Annotated in this window: 13 protein-coding genes and 1 tRNA gene; 12 read left to right on the forward strand and 2 right to left on the reverse strand. The window is 60.7% G+C overall.

The annotated features are described in order from the left end of the window. Positions 1-41: 41 nt before the first annotated feature. Together AC13CE_RS04140 and AC13CE_RS04145 are read left to right on the forward strand one after the other, a co-directional pair. A complete protein-coding gene (locus tag AC13CE_RS04140) occupies positions 42-1328 on the forward strand; it encodes an APC family permease (protein WP_482971585.1) in 1287 nt (428 codons plus the stop codon). Positions 1329-1377: 49 nt separating this feature from the next. Beyond that, positions 1378-2511 (forward strand): BaiN/RdsA family NAD(P)/FAD-dependent oxidoreductase, encoded by a 1134-nt coding sequence (locus AC13CE_RS04145; RefSeq protein WP_482971636.1) that lies wholly within the window; start codon positions 1378-1380, stop codon positions 2509-2511. Here AC13CE_RS04145 and AC13CE_RS04150 read toward each other — a convergent pair. After that, positions 2508-5255, reverse strand: coding sequence for a TonB-dependent receptor plug domain-containing protein (locus AC13CE_RS04150; protein ID WP_482971586.1), 2748 nt, complete (start codon positions 5253-5255; stop codon positions 2508-2510). The two genes, AC13CE_RS04145 and AC13CE_RS04150, sit on opposite strands and share 4 nt — an antisense overlap. Positions 5256-5460: 205 nt before the next feature. Between AC13CE_RS04150 and infA the strand changes: the two genes are divergently transcribed. From infA to purC, 7 genes are all read left to right on the forward strand, one after another. Next, positions 5461-5718 (forward strand): translation initiation factor IF-1, encoded by a 258-nt coding sequence (infA, locus tag AC13CE_RS04155; protein ID WP_006833527.1) that lies wholly within the window; start codon positions 5461-5463, stop codon positions 5716-5718. A 6-nt stretch (positions 5719-5724) separates the two neighbouring features. Continuing rightward, a complete protein-coding gene (locus AC13CE_RS04160; protein WP_482971587.1) occupies positions 5725-6300 on the forward strand; it encodes a Maf family protein in 576 nt (191 codons plus the stop codon). Beyond that, positions 6293-7240, forward strand: coding sequence for a ribonuclease (locus AC13CE_RS04165; protein ID WP_482971588.1), 948 nt, complete (start codon positions 6293-6295; stop codon positions 7238-7240). The genes AC13CE_RS04160 and AC13CE_RS04165 overlap by 8 nt, the downstream gene beginning before the upstream one ends. Further along, positions 7233-7412 (forward strand): DNA gyrase inhibitor YacG, encoded by a 180-nt coding sequence (locus AC13CE_RS04170; protein ID WP_482971589.1) that lies wholly within the window; start codon positions 7233-7235, stop codon positions 7410-7412. Before AC13CE_RS04165 ends, AC13CE_RS04170 begins: the two co-directional genes overlap by 8 nt. Positions 7413-7500: 88 nt before the next feature. Then, positions 7501-7576, forward strand: a tRNA-Phe gene (locus AC13CE_RS04175). Positions 7577-7651: 75 nt separating this feature from the next. Then, a complete protein-coding gene (locus AC13CE_RS04180) occupies positions 7652-8974 on the forward strand; it encodes a cation:proton antiporter (protein WP_482971590.1) in 1323 nt (440 codons plus the stop codon). Between the two features lie 110 nt (positions 8975-9084). Further along, positions 9085-9891 (forward strand): phosphoribosylaminoimidazolesuccinocarboxamide synthase, encoded by an 807-nt coding sequence (gene purC / locus AC13CE_RS04185; RefSeq protein WP_221540297.1) that lies wholly within the window; start codon positions 9085-9087, stop codon positions 9889-9891. Here the strand turns inward: purC and AC13CE_RS04190 are convergent, their stop codons facing one another. Further along, on the reverse strand, positions 9892-10773 hold the full coding sequence (locus AC13CE_RS04190) for a diacylglycerol/lipid kinase family protein (RefSeq protein ID WP_482971591.1): 882 nt from the start codon (positions 10771-10773) through the stop codon (positions 9892-9894). Positions 10774-10936: 163 nt separating this feature from the next. Between AC13CE_RS04190 and AC13CE_RS04195 the strand changes: the two genes are divergently transcribed. From AC13CE_RS04195 to purQ, 3 genes are all read left to right on the forward strand, one after another. After that, entirely contained in the window at positions 10937-13813 is a 2877-nt protein-coding gene (locus tag AC13CE_RS04195) for a M16 family metallopeptidase (protein WP_482971592.1), read from the forward strand. A 202-nt stretch (positions 13814-14015) separates the two neighbouring features. After that, on the forward strand, positions 14016-14249 hold the full coding sequence (gene purS, locus AC13CE_RS04200) for a phosphoribosylformylglycinamidine synthase subunit PurS (protein WP_473820952.1): 234 nt from the start codon (positions 14016-14018) through the stop codon (positions 14247-14249). Beyond that, positions 14249-14926: a phosphoribosylformylglycinamidine synthase subunit PurQ gene (gene purQ / locus AC13CE_RS04205; RefSeq protein ID WP_482971593.1), complete on the forward strand. Its 678-nt coding sequence runs from the start codon at positions 14249-14251 to the stop codon at positions 14924-14926. Before purS ends, purQ begins: the two co-directional genes overlap by 1 nt.

Consider the following 14926-nt stretch of genomic DNA (forward strand, 5'->3'; position numbering starts at 1 on the left):
AGGCGCTTGTGCAAAGCCGTGTTTGCCGCCATCCACCGCCTATGGACGGGAAAACGATATCACCACCGCGCACCATGGGTCTGTTCGGCGCTTCGCTGCTGCCTGTGAACGGAATGATCGGCGCGGGTATCTTCGCCCTGCCTGCAACCTTGTTCTTGGCTGTAGGCAATTTCGCGCCTTGGATGATGCTGCTGGGCGGGCTCTTGTTCCTGCCGTTGACGCTGACCTTCGCATGGCTTTCTGCCCGGTTCGATCATTCGGGCGGCCCGATCCTTTACGGAGAAGCGGCCTTCGGGTGTTTCGTCGGCTTCCAGGCCGGTTGGGCACGCTATGCCAGCGCCATTGTGACGGTGGCGGCCAACACCCATGTGATGGTCTCCTATCTTGCCACACTATTCCCGGTACTCGACGGGCCGGTGCTACGCCCGCTGGTAGTGGCAGGATTCATCGGCTTCATAACCATAGTCAACCTGTTCAGCCTGCGCAGTTCTGTTGCCACGCTGAGCGCTTTGACTGCAGTGAAGCTGCTACCGCTATTCGCCTTGGTAGCAGCCGGGCTGTTCGCCGGTGAGCCGCAGCTCGGACTCGTACTCCCGGCCTTTTCCGATGCAGAGACAGTGGTGCTGCTGACCTATTACGCCTTCATCGGCTTCGAATATGTCGTGCTGCCTGCGGGGGAGATGAAGAACCCCAAACGCGACGTTCCACTGGCGCTGGTAGCAATGTTGGGCGCGGTTACGCTACTCTACATGCTGGTCATCTGGGCCTATATCGCCATCGACCCGGCGGCAGGTGCGGATGCCGAAAACCCGCTGGCCATCGCCGCGCGCGAAGCGATGGGTCCGGCGGGCGCGATCGCCATCGTCATTGCGGCGGCCTTCAGTATCGGGGCGAACAATTTCGCGGGCGGTATCAGCCTGCCACGCATGACTTACGGCATGGCCGAACGCGGTATGCTGCCGCGCTGGTTCATGAAGGTATCGCCGAAGCTGGGGACACCGGCCAATTCTATCCTGTTCTATGGCGGGGCGAGCATCGCCTTCGGACTTTGGGAGGGATTCATGGTGCTGGCACTCGCCGGGACATTGACACGGCTTTTGACCTATCTGATCGCGGCCTTTGCCCTGCCCATGATCGAGAAGCGCGAAGGCGGCATAAATCCTCTCCACGGTTTCGTTTCCATTCTGACGGTTCTCAGCACGATCTGGGTCGGAACCCATGCCGATACGCAGAGCTGGATAGTATTCGGCGGCCTGGTTGTTGCCGGCACGTTGCTTTATTTTATCGCCCGACAGGAACGCCCGGTCGAGCCACTCGCCGCACATTAGCGTGTCTGACTTCGATGCAATAATCCTCGGGGCAGGAGCCGCCGGATTGATGTGCGCGGCACGAGCGGGCCAGCAGGGCCGGCGGGTACTGGTACTCGAAAAGTCGGAAAAGCCGGGAAAGAAAATCCTGATCTCTGGAGGCGGGCGGTGTAATTTCACCAATATCGGCGCGGGCCCGGCGAACTATCTTTCGTCCAATCCGCACTTTGCCAAATCGGCTCTGGCCCGATACACACCGCGCGATTTCCTCGCGCTGGTTGAAGGCTATGGCATCGCCTGGCATGAGAAGACTTTGGGTCAGTTATTCTGCGATGGCTCATCGAAACAGATTGTCGAGATGCTGCTGGAAGAATGCGCCAAGGGCAACGTCGACATCCGCTGCGGCGAGGATGTGTCCGAAGTCACGCAGGGCGATGGTTTCACCGTTTCAACGCAGAGCGGAAGCTATTCCGCACCAAATCTGGTGATCGCCACAGGCGGCCCTTCGATCCCCAAGATGGGTGCGACCGGCTTCGCCTATGATCTCGCGCGCCAGTTTGGGATCAAGGTCGTCGAACCTCGTCCCGCGCTCGTTCCTCTGACACTGGGGGGCGAGGAAGTGCTTTTTCGCGAAATTTCGGGTGTTTCCGCACCTGTCGTCGCCAGCGCGGGTAAGGCGAGCTTTCCCGAAGCTGCGCTATTTACCCATCGCGGGCTGTCGGGCCCTTCGATTTTGCAGGCCTCCTCCTACTGGAAACCGGGCGAAGAGGTGGCGATCGACTTCCTGCCGGGTCGCACCGACAGCTGGCTGCTCGACCGCAAGCGCGAAACGCCTCGCGCCACCCTGCGCTCGGTCCTGCGCGAAGCCCTGCCCGACCGTCTCGCCGATATTCTCGCCCACAAGCTCGGCTTGGAAAAAGAACTCGGCAATGCGAGCGACAAGGAACTACGCGCGGCGGAAGAGCGCCTCAAACGCTGGAGTTTCCGACCGACCGGCAGCGAGGGTTTCGCCAAGGCAGAGGTTACCGTGGGCGGCATCTCGACAGCCGAACTTTCGTCGAAGACGATGGAGGCCAGGAAGGTCCCCGGCCTCTACGCAATCGGAGAGGCGGTCGATGTGACGGGTTGGCTCGGCGGCTACAATTTCCAATGGGCCTGGGCGAGCGGTGTCGCTGCCGGTGAAGCTCTCGCAAGCAACGTTTAGAACGCCTTCCTGACTTCGATACCGAAATAACGACCGGTGGGATCGATCCGATGCGGATCGTAGGCATCAGGGACGACCCCGTTCTCGTCGGTGACACGCCTGCGGGCATCGAACACATTGTCCATCATCGCCGAGACACGAAAGCCTTTGAGAAAACCATCCTCCTTATCGAACGCCTCGCCCAGATCGGCGAACAGGCGGATATCCACCGTCGCCAGATCGCCGAAGAACAGATCACTCGATCCGGGGATATCTCCTCCGCGAAGAACAGCCTCGCCGACATATTGGCCCGAAAGGCGGAAGCCGTAACCCTGCCAGAAGATGCCGCCCTGCAGGCTTGAGCTATGGCGCGGAACGGCCCCTCCCCCGAGCACGAAGCCGTCGATCTGATCGAACAATGGCCCATTCTCGGACAACAGCACCTCGTTTTCCAGCACGATATTGTGATTGAAGCCGAGGAAGTAGCGCGGGCGCGTGTCTTCGTTTCCGCCGCCTCCCATCATCCGGGCCATGCGCCCGCCACCGGCGCGACGGTCCTGCTGGCCGGACTCGCCGCCAGGAGCGGCATCGGCGCTGCACATACGTTCGCGCAAAGCTTTCAAGCGCTTCGGATCGATCTCGCCGTCCTCGTTTCTCAGCCGTGCAAGCATTTCCTCCGGCAGTGCTTCCAGATTTGGTGGATCGGCACAGATTGCTGTGCGCATGGCGGCGAAGCGCTCACTTCGTTCTTGCGCTTCCTCTCCGCAGAACCGCTCACGCGCGGCCGCGATCTTCGCCGGGTCCGGATTGCCGTTTTCGTCGAGCAGTCGCGCGCGGAAAGCCTCCGGGATCTGCGACAAATCGGGCGTCTCGCCTTCCGGCGTATTGCAGAAGACTTCCCGCACTGCCTGCATGCGCGCGGGATCGAAACCGCCGCCCTGGCCGCCCTGCGGCGCTTGCGCCGCAGCTTGCCCGCCTGCACTTTGCGGTTCGGTGCGTTCGGGTGCCTTGCCGATTTGCCCGCGGGTGTTGAAGCCGAAGGAAAGGATGCGGCTGCGGGTCTCATACAAAGTGAGCGGGCGCCGATCGATGGCCAGCAATTCACCATCGGTGTCGCGGGTCACACGATCGGGAAACGCTTGCTCGAAAGCGGAGCTGAAGGAAGGCGATGAAGTCACGTCACGCGACCGGTTGATTCCGTAATCCGCGCTCAAGCGCGAGTTTTCCCAGAAGGGCAGTTCCCAATTGGCGCTGAATTTCCAGTCGGTCTGCGTTTCAGCCAGCAGATCGGGGTTCCCACCGGTCACGACCGTTGCCAGCACGGTTTCGCCGCTGCGATAGTCGAAGACGGTCGAATTGAGCTCATCGATCTGGGGATTGCCCAGGTTGGCAAGCGAAGGCGCGACTTCGCGATAGATGCGGGTAGCGCTCAGATTGAGGTTATCGAACGGCGACCAGCTGGCGCCAAGGCTCCAGTTCGCCAGCGTGCCGAAATCCGACAGGTCCTCGAACCCGCCCGTCGCTGTCAGCGAAATATCGCCGATAAAGCCCAGGGGATCTCCGCGCCGCGCGATCGGCGCCGTCACGGTGAGGCCGCTGTTGAGCCGCCTGCGCGTCAGCGAAATGTCGCTATCCGCGCGGGAATCCTCGCTTTCTAGCCTCGTCCAGTCGAGACCCAGATCGAGCGTGGTGCTCAATTCGCCGGCCGGAAGTTGCAACGGGAAACCGTTCACGGTCAGCTTGTTCGAGGTCGCATAGGTCCGGCTGCGTGCCGTATCGAAACCGCTCGCATCGTTGCGGTCTATCTCTGTAATAGAGCGAGTGTGATTGGAATCGTTCGTGAAAGTCGCGTTCCAGGCTCCGAGCGGTTTGTTGAAGGTGAGACCGGCAGAATAGCTATCGGTTTCGCCGCGCCGCTCGAGCGGGGTCGTGCCGTCGATGGCCAGGCCGGAAAGGCTTCGGCTTTCATCGTGCCCAACCGTCCCGTTGAGGCTGATCGAACTGCCGCTGTCCATGAATGCACGGGTATAATTACCCTCTGCCTGAAGGCTCATCGTGTCCGAAACGAGACTGCGGAATTGGGCATCGCCGGGAATTTCCGTCAGGACGAGATCCCGCTCCGCTTCGGTCAGCAGGCTGCGGTCTTCCGCCTCCACGCTGAAGTTGAGCCGACCCTTCTCGCCGATCCTCAGCCACGTCGCTTCCTGTTCATTGCGAGAATAGCCTCCATCCGCTGGCTGTTCGTATTCCACTTCCGCGGTCACGCTCTGGAAATTGGGCTTGAGGACGATGTTGACCACGCGCTGGTCCGGCGAATAGCCGAAACGCTGCGCCACCTCTTCTGCAAACACCTCTACCTTGGCGACGGCTTCGGGAGGGTAGCTGCGAAATTCGCGCCAGCTTGATACGCGAATACCGTTGATCAGGAAGACGGGCCTGCCCCCGCCGCGTCCGCCCCGTGCACCGCTGCTGGTCGCAGGCTCTATGGCTTCGATAAGATCGGCGATCGATCCCGCGCCGAAGGCTGCGATATCGGCTTCGTCATATTCCGCAAGCGGGGGCTGGTCGATGATGAGCTGGCCCTTGAGACGAGTGCCATAGACGACGATGTCGCCATCATCCGCGTCCGGAACGGCCGCCGCGGGTTCGACCGGATCATCTGCGGGCTGTTCCTGGCCCTCGTCATCCTGCGCCATTGCGGATGGAATTTGCCATACCCATATGGCAGTCAGCGCCAGAAGCGTGGATTTGCCGTATCTTTGCATCAAACTCGGGTCTTTCGATTTTCGGTCGTCAGGCCCCCTCGCTTGATGACTTCGGCGAAAGGACAAATAAGGACAAGGGCTTGCCGCGTATCGAATTGTCGCGGCTGCCTTGCAGTAGGCTGAATGCCAAACTCTTTCCTTTTATCCCTCCTGCCGCTATGGGCGCGCGACATTACTCGACCAACAACATGACTTAAGGACACGAATGGCCAAGGAAGAACTTCTCGAAATGCGCGGGCGCGTTGTGGAACTGCTGCCCAACGCCATGTTCCGCGTCGAGCTCGAGAACGGCCATGAAGTGCTGGGCCACACGGCTGGCAAGATGCGCAAGAACCGCATCCGCGTTCTGGTAGGTGACGAGGTGCTGTGCGAACTGACGCCTTACGATCTCACCAAGGCGCGCATCACCTACCGCTTCATGCCCGGACGCGGCGGCCCTGGCCAGGGCCCCGGCCCGCAGTAATTCCGCGTGGGTTCGCCCAAGCTCATCCTCGCCTCCGCCAGCCCGCGCCGCCGCGAACTCATCGCGCGGCTGGGCCTTACTCCGGACGCAATCAATCCTGCCGATATCGACGAAACGCCTGCCAAGGGCGAATTGCCGCGCGACTATGCCAGGCGCATGGCGCGTGAAAAGGCTGAAGCTGCTGCAAGCAACGAAGGGTTCGTGCTGGCGGGCGATACCGTAGTGGCCGCCGGCCGCCGCATCCTGCCGAAGGCCGAGGATGAAACGACTGCCCGCCAGTGCCTTGAACTGCTATCGGGCCGTCGCCACCGCGTCTATTCGGCCATTGCCCTACGCGCGGCTGACGGCACCGTCAGGGAACGCCTGAGCGAAACAATGGTCCTGTTCAAGCGTCTCTCCGGACGAGAAATAGACGCCTATATTGCCAGTGGCGAATGGCACGGAAAAGCTGGTGGATATGCAATCCAGGGCGTCGCCGAGGGCCTGATCACTCGTATTCAAGGAAGTCATTCAGGCGTCGTCGGCCTCCCGCTCTACGAGACACGGGCGCTTCTGAAAGCGGCAGGGTTCGAAATTGCCTGAGTGGCTGATCGAGGAAGGGATCGGCGAGACGAGAGCGATCCTGCTCGATGGCGATGCCGTACTGGCTGCAAAATGCCGCTGGCACGGCGAATTATACGCCGGCCAGACTATCGCCGCGAAGCTGGCAAGCAAGCGCGGTGCCCGGGGCACGGCCATCTCTCCCGAGGGTCGCGAGATTCTGGTCGACAAACTGCCCCGGAGCGCAAGCGAGGGAAGCACCCTCGATCTCGTCGTGACCCGTGCCGCCATGACCGAACCGGGACGCTACAAACTGCCTTCCGCCCGGCCCGCCGACACCATTACGAAGACAGGGGACATCTTCACTGGTGGGAAAATCGTGCACCGCTTTCCCTCTGGCACATGGGAAGACATCTGGCTCGCCGCGGATTCGGCCGAAGTGGCATTCAACGGCGGGTCGCTGCTGTTTGCAGTCACCCCCGCGATGACACTGGTCGATATCGACGGGGACCTCGATCCGCGCGCGCTGGCGCTGGCAGCGGTCGGACCCCTCGCACTTGCGCTGGGCCAGTTCGATCTCGGCGGCTCTATCGGGATCGACTTTCCGACGCTGGAAGCCAAGGCGGACCGCAAGGCCGTTGACGCCGCTCTCGAAGAGGCGCTGTCGGATTGGCCGCATGAGCGCACGGCTATGAACGGGTTCGGCTTCGTTCAACTCGTCTCTCGGCTGGAAGGCCCCTCCCTGCTCCACCGCTTCGCCGCGTCGCGCACAGGTATGGCGACACGCATGGCATTGCGACGGGCGGAATTGGTCGAGGGTGCAGGTATCACGCTTCTCACGGTCCATCCCGCACTCAAGGCTAAACTCAAGCCTGAATGGATTGCAGAACTCGAACGCAGGACAGGTCGCGCGCTGCGGATAGAGACCGATCCCGGCCTTGCCATCGAGGCAGCTTCTGCCCAGATCATGGGGCATGATTAAATCCTGCCCCATCTGCAAGAAGCCGCGCTCCGAAAAGCATGCCCCGTTCTGCTCGGATCGATGCCGCGACCGTGACCTCGCGAAATGGTTCGGAGACGGATACGCTGTTCCCGGTCGAGCAGCCCTGCCGGAAGAGATCGCCAGCGAAGTGGTCACGCCGCAGGACGACTGAAATAGCCCCTTGCCAAGCCGCCCCCGCTTCGCCATAGGCGCCCACTCCAACCGCTGGAGAGCCCCACGAGAGGCCACAGCGAAGGTAAGCCCGGGTAGCTCAGTTGGTAGAGCATGCGACTGAAAATCGCAGTGTCGGCGGTTCGAATCCGTCCCCGGGCACCACTTTATAGCCTCCGGAATAACGTCCTCCTCCGCGAACGGTTCTCCTGACCCTCGGGCCGAGCTATCGCTGACGTCATGCACGAAGAAACAGCGACTGCGCTCTCCGCCTTCGATATTGCCGCCTTGCTGGTTGTGGCTTCTGCCTTACTCGGTTGGTTCAATCATCACTTCATCAAGCTTCCGCATGTCATTGGCTTAACTGTGATGGGCGCGCTTGCCGCCATCGGCCTGATGGTTGCCAATGCCTTCATTCCGGGAGTCACGCTCGACGACTGGGTGGCCGACACGCTGCAGCAGATGAATTTCACCGATACATTGCTACAGGGGATGCTCAGCTTCCTGCTGTTCGCGGGCGCGCTACATGTGGATCTCGACCGGTTGAAGGTTGCATGGCTTCCGGTGCTGCTGCTCTCCACCGTCGGCGTGATGATTTCGACGGTTCTCGTTGGCCTTGCGATGTGGGGCGTCGGGATGCTGCTCGGCCTTCCCATTGCGCCGATCTGGTATTTCGTGTTCGGTGCCCTGATCGCACCGACCGATCCGGTTTCCGTACTTGGCGTACTCAGGGAAGAGGCCGTCCCGCAATCCCTGCAAAGCGCAGTTGCGGGCGAGAGCCTGTTCAATGACGGCGTCGGCATCGTGGTATTCATCATCCTGCTGGGCGCTGCCGTCAGCGGGACCGACTTCTCCCTTGCCGAGGGGGCACAGCTATTTGCGATCGAGGCTGGTGGCGGCATTATGGTCGGATTGATTGCCGGGTTCATCGGTTATCGCGCACTCGCCGGAATGGACGAATATACCCTCGAAGTCCTGATCACTCTCGCAGTGGTCATGGGCGGTTATGCGCTGTGCAGCCAACTCCATATTTCCGGCCCTCTGGCCATGGCGGTCGCCGGATTGCTGATCGGCAATCACGGCGTGACCTACGCCATGAGCGACGTGACGCGCGACTACCTTCTCAAGTTCTGGGAATTGCTCGACGAACTGCTCAATTCGGTGCTGTTCCTCCTCATCGGACTGGAGATGATCGTTTTGATTCCTGGCGTGAACGAACTGATGTTCGGTCTGCTCGCCATTCCCCTCACCCTCATAGCGCGCGCGGTGGGCATTTTCGTCTCGACCAAGACCATTCCGGCCGCACGGCTCCAAGACAAGGGCGCTGGGCGTGTATTGTGGTGGGGCGGCCTGCGCGGCGGGATCTCGATCGCGCTCGCCCTCTCCCTTCCGCCCGGCGAAACGCGCGACCTGATCCTTGCGGCGACTTTCGCAGCCGTATTGTTCAGCGTGCTCGTCCAGCGTGCCACGCTTGGCCGCCTGATCGCGAAGCTGAAGGACGAACATGCGCCTGCCGTCGAAGAAGACAAGGCCCAGTCCACCCCCATTCCGCCGCCCGCATGATTGCTTTCGTCACCGCCATCCGGTAAGCGCCGACCGAACGCCCCGGCCTCGTGCGGATCGCTTCGATTCCACCGCCGGGGCGCAAGTGTTTTGCGCGAAGGAAGAAACCGATGGCACGTCGCCGCCAGATCTATGAAGGCAAGGCCAAAATCCTCTATGAGGGTCCCGAGCCGGGCACGATCATCCAATACTTCAAGGATGATGCCACCGCCTTCAATGCCGAGAAAAAAGGCACGATCAACGGCAAGGGCGTGATCAACAATCGCATCAGCGAATATGTCTTCACTCGGCTGTCGCATATTGGAATTCCGACGCATTTTATCCGCCGCCTCAACATGCGCGAGCAGCTGGTGCGGCAGGTCGAAATCATCCCGCTCGAGGTTGTAGTGCGCAATGTCGCCGCCGGTTCGCTTTCCAAGCGCCTCGGCATCGAGGAAGGCGAAGTGCTTCCGCACACGCTGATCGAATATTGCCTCAAGGACGACGCTCTGGGGGATCCCAAGGTGTCGGAAGAGGAAATCGCCTGCTTCAACTGGTGCAGTCACGAAGAGATGCAGGACATGTCCAGCATGGCTATCCGCATCAACGATTTCCTCTCGGGCATGTTCGCCGCGATCGATATCCGCCTGGTGGATTTCAAGCTCGAATTCGGCCGCATCTGGGATGGCGACTACAGCCGTACAATCCTTGCCGACGAGATTAGCCCCGACGGCTGCCGTCTGTGGGACATCAACACAGGCGAGAAGTTGGACAAGGACCGCTTCCGTCGCGATCTCGGAGGCGAGAGCGAGGCCTATCAGGAAGTGGCCCGTCGCCTCGGCATTCTGCAAAACGAGGATAGCGGCCCTGGCGAGGTCCTGGATATGAGCGCGCACCGCACCCGCCTGCGCACTTCGATCAAACCGCCGAAGAAATAGTCAGGCGATGTACCGCAGCGTCAGTCCACTTGGCGCGATGGCGTAGGCGCAGTCGGGCATGTGGTCTCCGTCGACCTGTACGGGGGTGACGCAACGGTCGAACTCGACCCGGCGGCAGCTGCGCACTTTCGCCTTGGCAAAGCGTTCGACCGGAAGGCCGAGCATGGCAGCCAGGCTCAGCGCCATTATACCGAACCGGGTACCCTCCCGCAGCGTAATCACTTCGACAGAATCGGCGTGCAACGCCGCCTCCGGACTCATGCGAAACGGCCCGGCATAAAGCGCCGCGTTCGATACGATGACCGCCTCGGCTTCGTCCTCGAACGCCTCTCCTTCGGTCGTCGTCCCGCGTACGATCATCGGCGCCCGCGGCCACTCGCGCATCTGCTGCATCATGGCGATGACATAGGCATACCGACCAATACGCTTTTTCAGTTCTCCCGAAACGCGCGCGACCGCGTGGCTGTCCGGGCCGATGGAGAGGCATGACACGATCGGAAGTTCGCCCAGCCTGTAGAGCGGGGCGTGCACCCATGCTTCTTCACCGCGGGCCCAGCCCTCGGCGATCTTCTTCGCAAAGTCGTCTGGCTTGCGAGGATAATCCAGTTCCCTTGCAACAAGATTGATCGTTCCCGAAGGAGCAACGCATATCGGCGTGCGTTCCGCATTATCGCCAAGAGACCGCACGACATCCCGCAAGGTACCGTCGCCGCCAAGCACACAAATGATATCCGCGCGCCCGGAAAGTCGCGCACCTTCGACAGTGGTTGGCAGCGACACGATTTCGAAGCCTTCGTCCTCAAGTGCCACGATGAGCGAGGAGAGGTGCTTTTGCACGAAGCTCCCCGCAACCGGGTTGTAGACAAGGTCGATTGCAGCCATCGCCATCGCCTCTACCTTTCTGATGACAAAAGAGAACCTGCAATTCATCGGAACGCGAGTGGCTTTTGCAGATTGCGAAGGCACCGATCCTTGCCCTCTACCCCTCAATCTGTACCCTCCACGAAGGGACGGTCGCGTGCGCGGCCGAATAAAGGGACGCCAGATGAAATTCTTGAATGTTTCGCGCGCGATTGCCGCGCTACCGCTTATCGCCCTCGCCACACCGCTCGCTGCGCAGGATGCAGTGTCCACGTCGGTCGAGGTCGAACAGCGCAGCGAAACCGCCTGGGGCCTGCCGATCTACGATATCGCACCCGATGCATCCGTTCGATACGGAATCCTCGAAAACGGCATGCGCTACGCGATCATGCATAACCAGACTCCTGAAGGCGCGGTTGCCGTTCGCTTCGGCTTCGATGTTGGCTGGGTCGATGAAGAGGACGACGAACTCGGCCTCGCCCACTTCATCGAGCATATGGCCTTCAATGGTTCGACCAACGTCCCCGAAGGGGAGATAATCAAGCTGCTCGAACGGGAAGGACTCGCTTTCGGGGCGGACACCAATGCCTCGACCGGTTTCGAGGAAACGATCTACAAGCTCGACCTGCCGCGCAACGATGCCGACTTGCTGGGAACTGCGCTCATGCTGATGCGCGAGACGGCAAGCGAACTCAGCATTGCCGAAGATGCGGTCGATCGAGAGCGCGGCGTCATTCAATCCGAAACGCGCACGCGCAACAATTTCCAGATCCGCCGCATCAGGGATTATCTCAAGTTCATCGCGCCCGACACGCGCTTTGCCGGGCGTTTTCGCGCCGACGGGACAGTCGAAAATATCGATGCGGCCCCTGCACAGCGTCTCCGCGAACTTTATGCGCGCTATTATCGACCTGACAATGCGGCGCTGGTGGTCGTGGGCGACATCGACGTCGCGGCAGTGGAAGCCGAAGTGCGGGAGCGGTTTGCCGACTGGACCTTGCCCGACGCTACGATCGAACGCGTCGAGGGCGGCAGGATTGATTTGGAAAGAGGACCGGCCGCCGCCAATTTCGTCGATCCGGACGTGCCCTATCTCGTGGTCATCGACCGCTTTGCACCTTATCGCGAACCCCAGAGCACAATTACCGACTTTCGCCGCTCACTCCTTTCGCAGCTTGGCCGCGCCATGCTCAATCGTCGGCTCGAACAGATCGCGAATTCGCCAGATGCCCCGATCATCTCCGGCGGAATCTCGGGAAGTGACTTCTTCGAATTGTACGATCAGGCATCCCTGACCGTGCAGGCCAAGGAAGGCGAATGGCAAGAGGCGCTGTCAGTCGGCGAGCAGGAATGGCGCCGCGTTATCGAGCACGGTTTTACCCAAGCGGAACTTGCCGAACAGATCGCCAATTTCACCCGCAGTTTCCGGGATTCCGCACAGCAACAGAACACTCGCCAAAGCGCGGGTCTCGCGACCGGCATTCTCGGCACCGCCAAGACCGGACGGCTCTTTGTAACACCCCAGACCAATTGGGAGATATTCCAGCAAATCGCCGAGACGATCACGCCGGAATCCGTCGCCGAAGTATTCCGCGAAGACTATGCCCTTTCCCCGGCGCTGGTTCATGTAAGCTCGAAAACTCCAGTCGAAGGCGGTGAGCAGGCTATCCTCGATGTACTGGCCACATCGCAAGCCATGCCGGTGGAGGCTCCATCAAGTAACGAAATGGCGACTTTCGGTTACACTGATTTCGGCACGCCGGGAGAGGTGGTGTCGGATACTGTGGTCGGGGACTTGAATTTCCGTCAGATCCGCTTCGCCAATGGAGTGCGTCTGAACCTCAAGTCGACCGATTTCGAAGAAGGCAAATTGCGTTATTCGATCCGCATCGGATCGGGCCTGCTTTCGCTTCCCGATGATTCAATCGGCACCGGCCTGTTCCTTTCTACCTCGCTCGCCCAGGGCGGGCTCGGAAAGCACAGCTATGACGAGATCCGCCGGATCATGGCTGGTCGCGATGTAGCAAGTGGATTGAATGTGGGCGGAGACAAGGTCTCTACTTCTGGCAGCACGACGATGACCGACCTCGAGCTACAGCTTCAGCTAACCGCAGCATACCTCACGGATCCGGGTTTCCGCGAAGAGGCTCTGAGCCGGTGGCAAGCACTCCTGCCGCCATTCCTCGCCAGCGCCGATGCGACACCGCAGGCGGTTTCGCAATTCGAACTGCCCCAAGTCCTGACCGACGACAATCCGCGTTTCGGAATTCCCTCTCAAGATAGGCTGGAGGCGGTCACTCTCGAACAGGCGCGGGCGCTGTCTTCCGCCCAGTTCGACTTCGCCCCGATCGAAATCGCCGTCGTCGGCGAAATCGACGAGGCCACGATCATCGATGCGGTCGCTCGTACATTTGGCGCGCTACCAGCGCGAGCAGAGGTGCTTGAACAGTTCGAAGACGCAAGGCGAGCCAGTTTCACGTCTCGGCGCGAACCGGTTACGCTAACTCATGCCGGTGCAGAAGATCAGGCGCTGGCACAGGTCTACTGGCCCACGACGGATGATGGCGATGCGCAGGAAGAAGCGACGATGCGGCTTCTCGCAACGGTCATGCGACTGGAACTGTTGGAGGAAATCCGCGAGAATTTGGGCGCGTCTTATTCTCCCGGCGCCTCGTCTTCTATGTCGGATACCTATGAAGGTTTTGGCACCTTCTCGACTTCGGTGGTCGTCGCTCCCGGCGATGCCGACACGGTCTTCGCAACCATCGACTCCATCGCGAAGGACTTGCGCGAAAACCCGGTCGATGCCGACCTTCTGGATCGCGCCCGCCGCCCGATGTTGGAAAATCTCGCGCAGCAGAAGACCCAAAATCCATACTGGCTCGGATTGCTCTCGGAAGCCCAGCTCAAGGCTGACCGGCTCGACCGCTATCGCACACTTGAGACGCGATTGCGGAATGTGACACCGCAGATGTTGCAGGAAGCGGCTGCGCGTTACCTGACGGAAGCCGAGGCCCTGCGTATCCGGATCGTGCACCAGTCGCTGGCCCAGCGCAATTAGGCTGCCTGGCAAGAGAAGAAGACCGGAGGACGATACAGGCTAATTCTATTTGCCGGATCGGCAAAAATTCTGCGGTTCATAAAGTCGGTTTCAAAGTACTTCCCGCCCGACATGAACTCCCTCGTGGCTTGCTCTTGCAGCCCTCTCGCGGCATAGGCGCGCGGCAAATGCCGACCGCACCGTTCCAATCGAAAGGCAGCTCATGAAGATTCGCGTTCTCGTCAGCCTCAAACCCGGCGTGCTCGACCCGCAGGGCCGTGCAGTTCATCATGCGCTGGAGGGACTCGGCTTCCAAGGCGTCGACGATGTCCGCATTGGTCGTACTGTCGAACTCGACGTAGCCGATGACACCAGTGACGAAGCGCTCACCGATATGTGCGAGAAGCTGCTCGCGAATACCGTGATCGAGAACTACAAGATCGAGAAGCTCGGCTGATGGCTTTCCGTTCGGCAGTCATCACCTTCCCCGGTTCGAACTGCGACCGCGATATGGCGGTGGCGCTGGAACAGGTTTCGGGCACCGCGCCAGTCCGCATATGGCATGGCGATGCCGAGCTACCCGAGGGGCTCGACTTTATCGCCCTACCCGGCGGCTTTTCCTATGGCGATTACCTTCGCTCCGGCGCGATGGCGGCCAACAGCCCGATCATGCGTGAGGTTGTCCGCGCTGCCGACCGGGGAGTGCCGGTGCTGGGCGTGTGCAATGGCTTCCAGGTGCTTGCGGAAGCGCGGCTGCTGCCCGGCGCCTTGATGCGAAATGCCAGCCAACACTTCATTTGCCGGACTGTATCGCTCAAAGTCGAGACTACGCAGTCCATCTTTACCCAAGGGTATGAAGCCGGACAGGAAATCCGCATTCCCGTGGCACATCACGATGGCAACTACTTCGCCGATGAGGACACGCTCGACCGCTTGGAAGGCGAAGGCCGCGTGGCTTTCCGCTACGTCGAGAATTGTAATGGATCGCGACGCGATATCGCCGGAATCCTCAACAAGGCAGGCAATGTTTTGGGAATGATGCCCCACCCCGAACGCGCTGTCGATGTAGCCCATGGCGGCACAGACGGACTGGCATTATTCGATGGGGCTATGAGGGCGCTTACGAACGCCTGA

It is taken from the genome of Qipengyuania sp. B-5 (assembly GCF_056857815.1).

What these genes read in the sequence shown, in the direction of transcription:
- purQ (WP_482971593.1), top strand. Translation starts at nt 14,249, where the DNA reads ATGGCTTTCCGTTCGGCAGTCATCACCTTCCCCGGTTCGAACTGCGAC.
- AC13CE_RS04190 (WP_482971591.1), bottom strand. Translation starts at nt 10,773, where the DNA reads ATGGCTGCAATCGACCTTGTCTACAACCCGGTTGCGGGGAGCTTCGTG.
- AC13CE_RS04180 (WP_482971590.1), top strand. Translation starts at nt 7,652, where the DNA reads ATGCACGAAGAAACAGCGACTGCGCTCTCCGCCTTCGATATTGCCGCC.
- infA (WP_006833527.1), top strand. Translation starts at nt 5,461, where the DNA reads ATGGCCAAGGAAGAACTTCTCGAAATGCGCGGGCGCGTTGTGGAACTG.
- AC13CE_RS04145 (WP_482971636.1), top strand. Translation starts at nt 1,378, where the DNA reads ATGTGCGCGGCACGAGCGGGCCAGCAGGGCCGGCGGGTACTGGTACTC.
- AC13CE_RS04150 (WP_482971586.1), bottom strand. Translation starts at nt 5,255, where the DNA reads ATGCAAAGATACGGCAAATCCACGCTTCTGGCGCTGACTGCCATATGG.
- AC13CE_RS04170 (WP_482971589.1), top strand. Translation starts at nt 7,233, where the DNA reads ATGATTAAATCCTGCCCCATCTGCAAGAAGCCGCGCTCCGAAAAGCAT.
- purC (WP_221540297.1), top strand. Translation starts at nt 9,085, where the DNA reads ATGGCACGTCGCCGCCAGATCTATGAAGGCAAGGCCAAAATCCTCTAT.
- AC13CE_RS04140 (WP_482971585.1), top strand. Translation starts at nt 42, where the DNA reads ATGGACGGGAAAACGATATCACCACCGCGCACCATGGGTCTGTTCGGC.
- AC13CE_RS04195 (WP_482971592.1), top strand. Translation starts at nt 10,937, where the DNA reads ATGAAATTCTTGAATGTTTCGCGCGCGATTGCCGCGCTACCGCTTATC.
- purS (WP_473820952.1), top strand. Translation starts at nt 14,016, where the DNA reads ATGAAGATTCGCGTTCTCGTCAGCCTCAAACCCGGCGTGCTCGACCCG.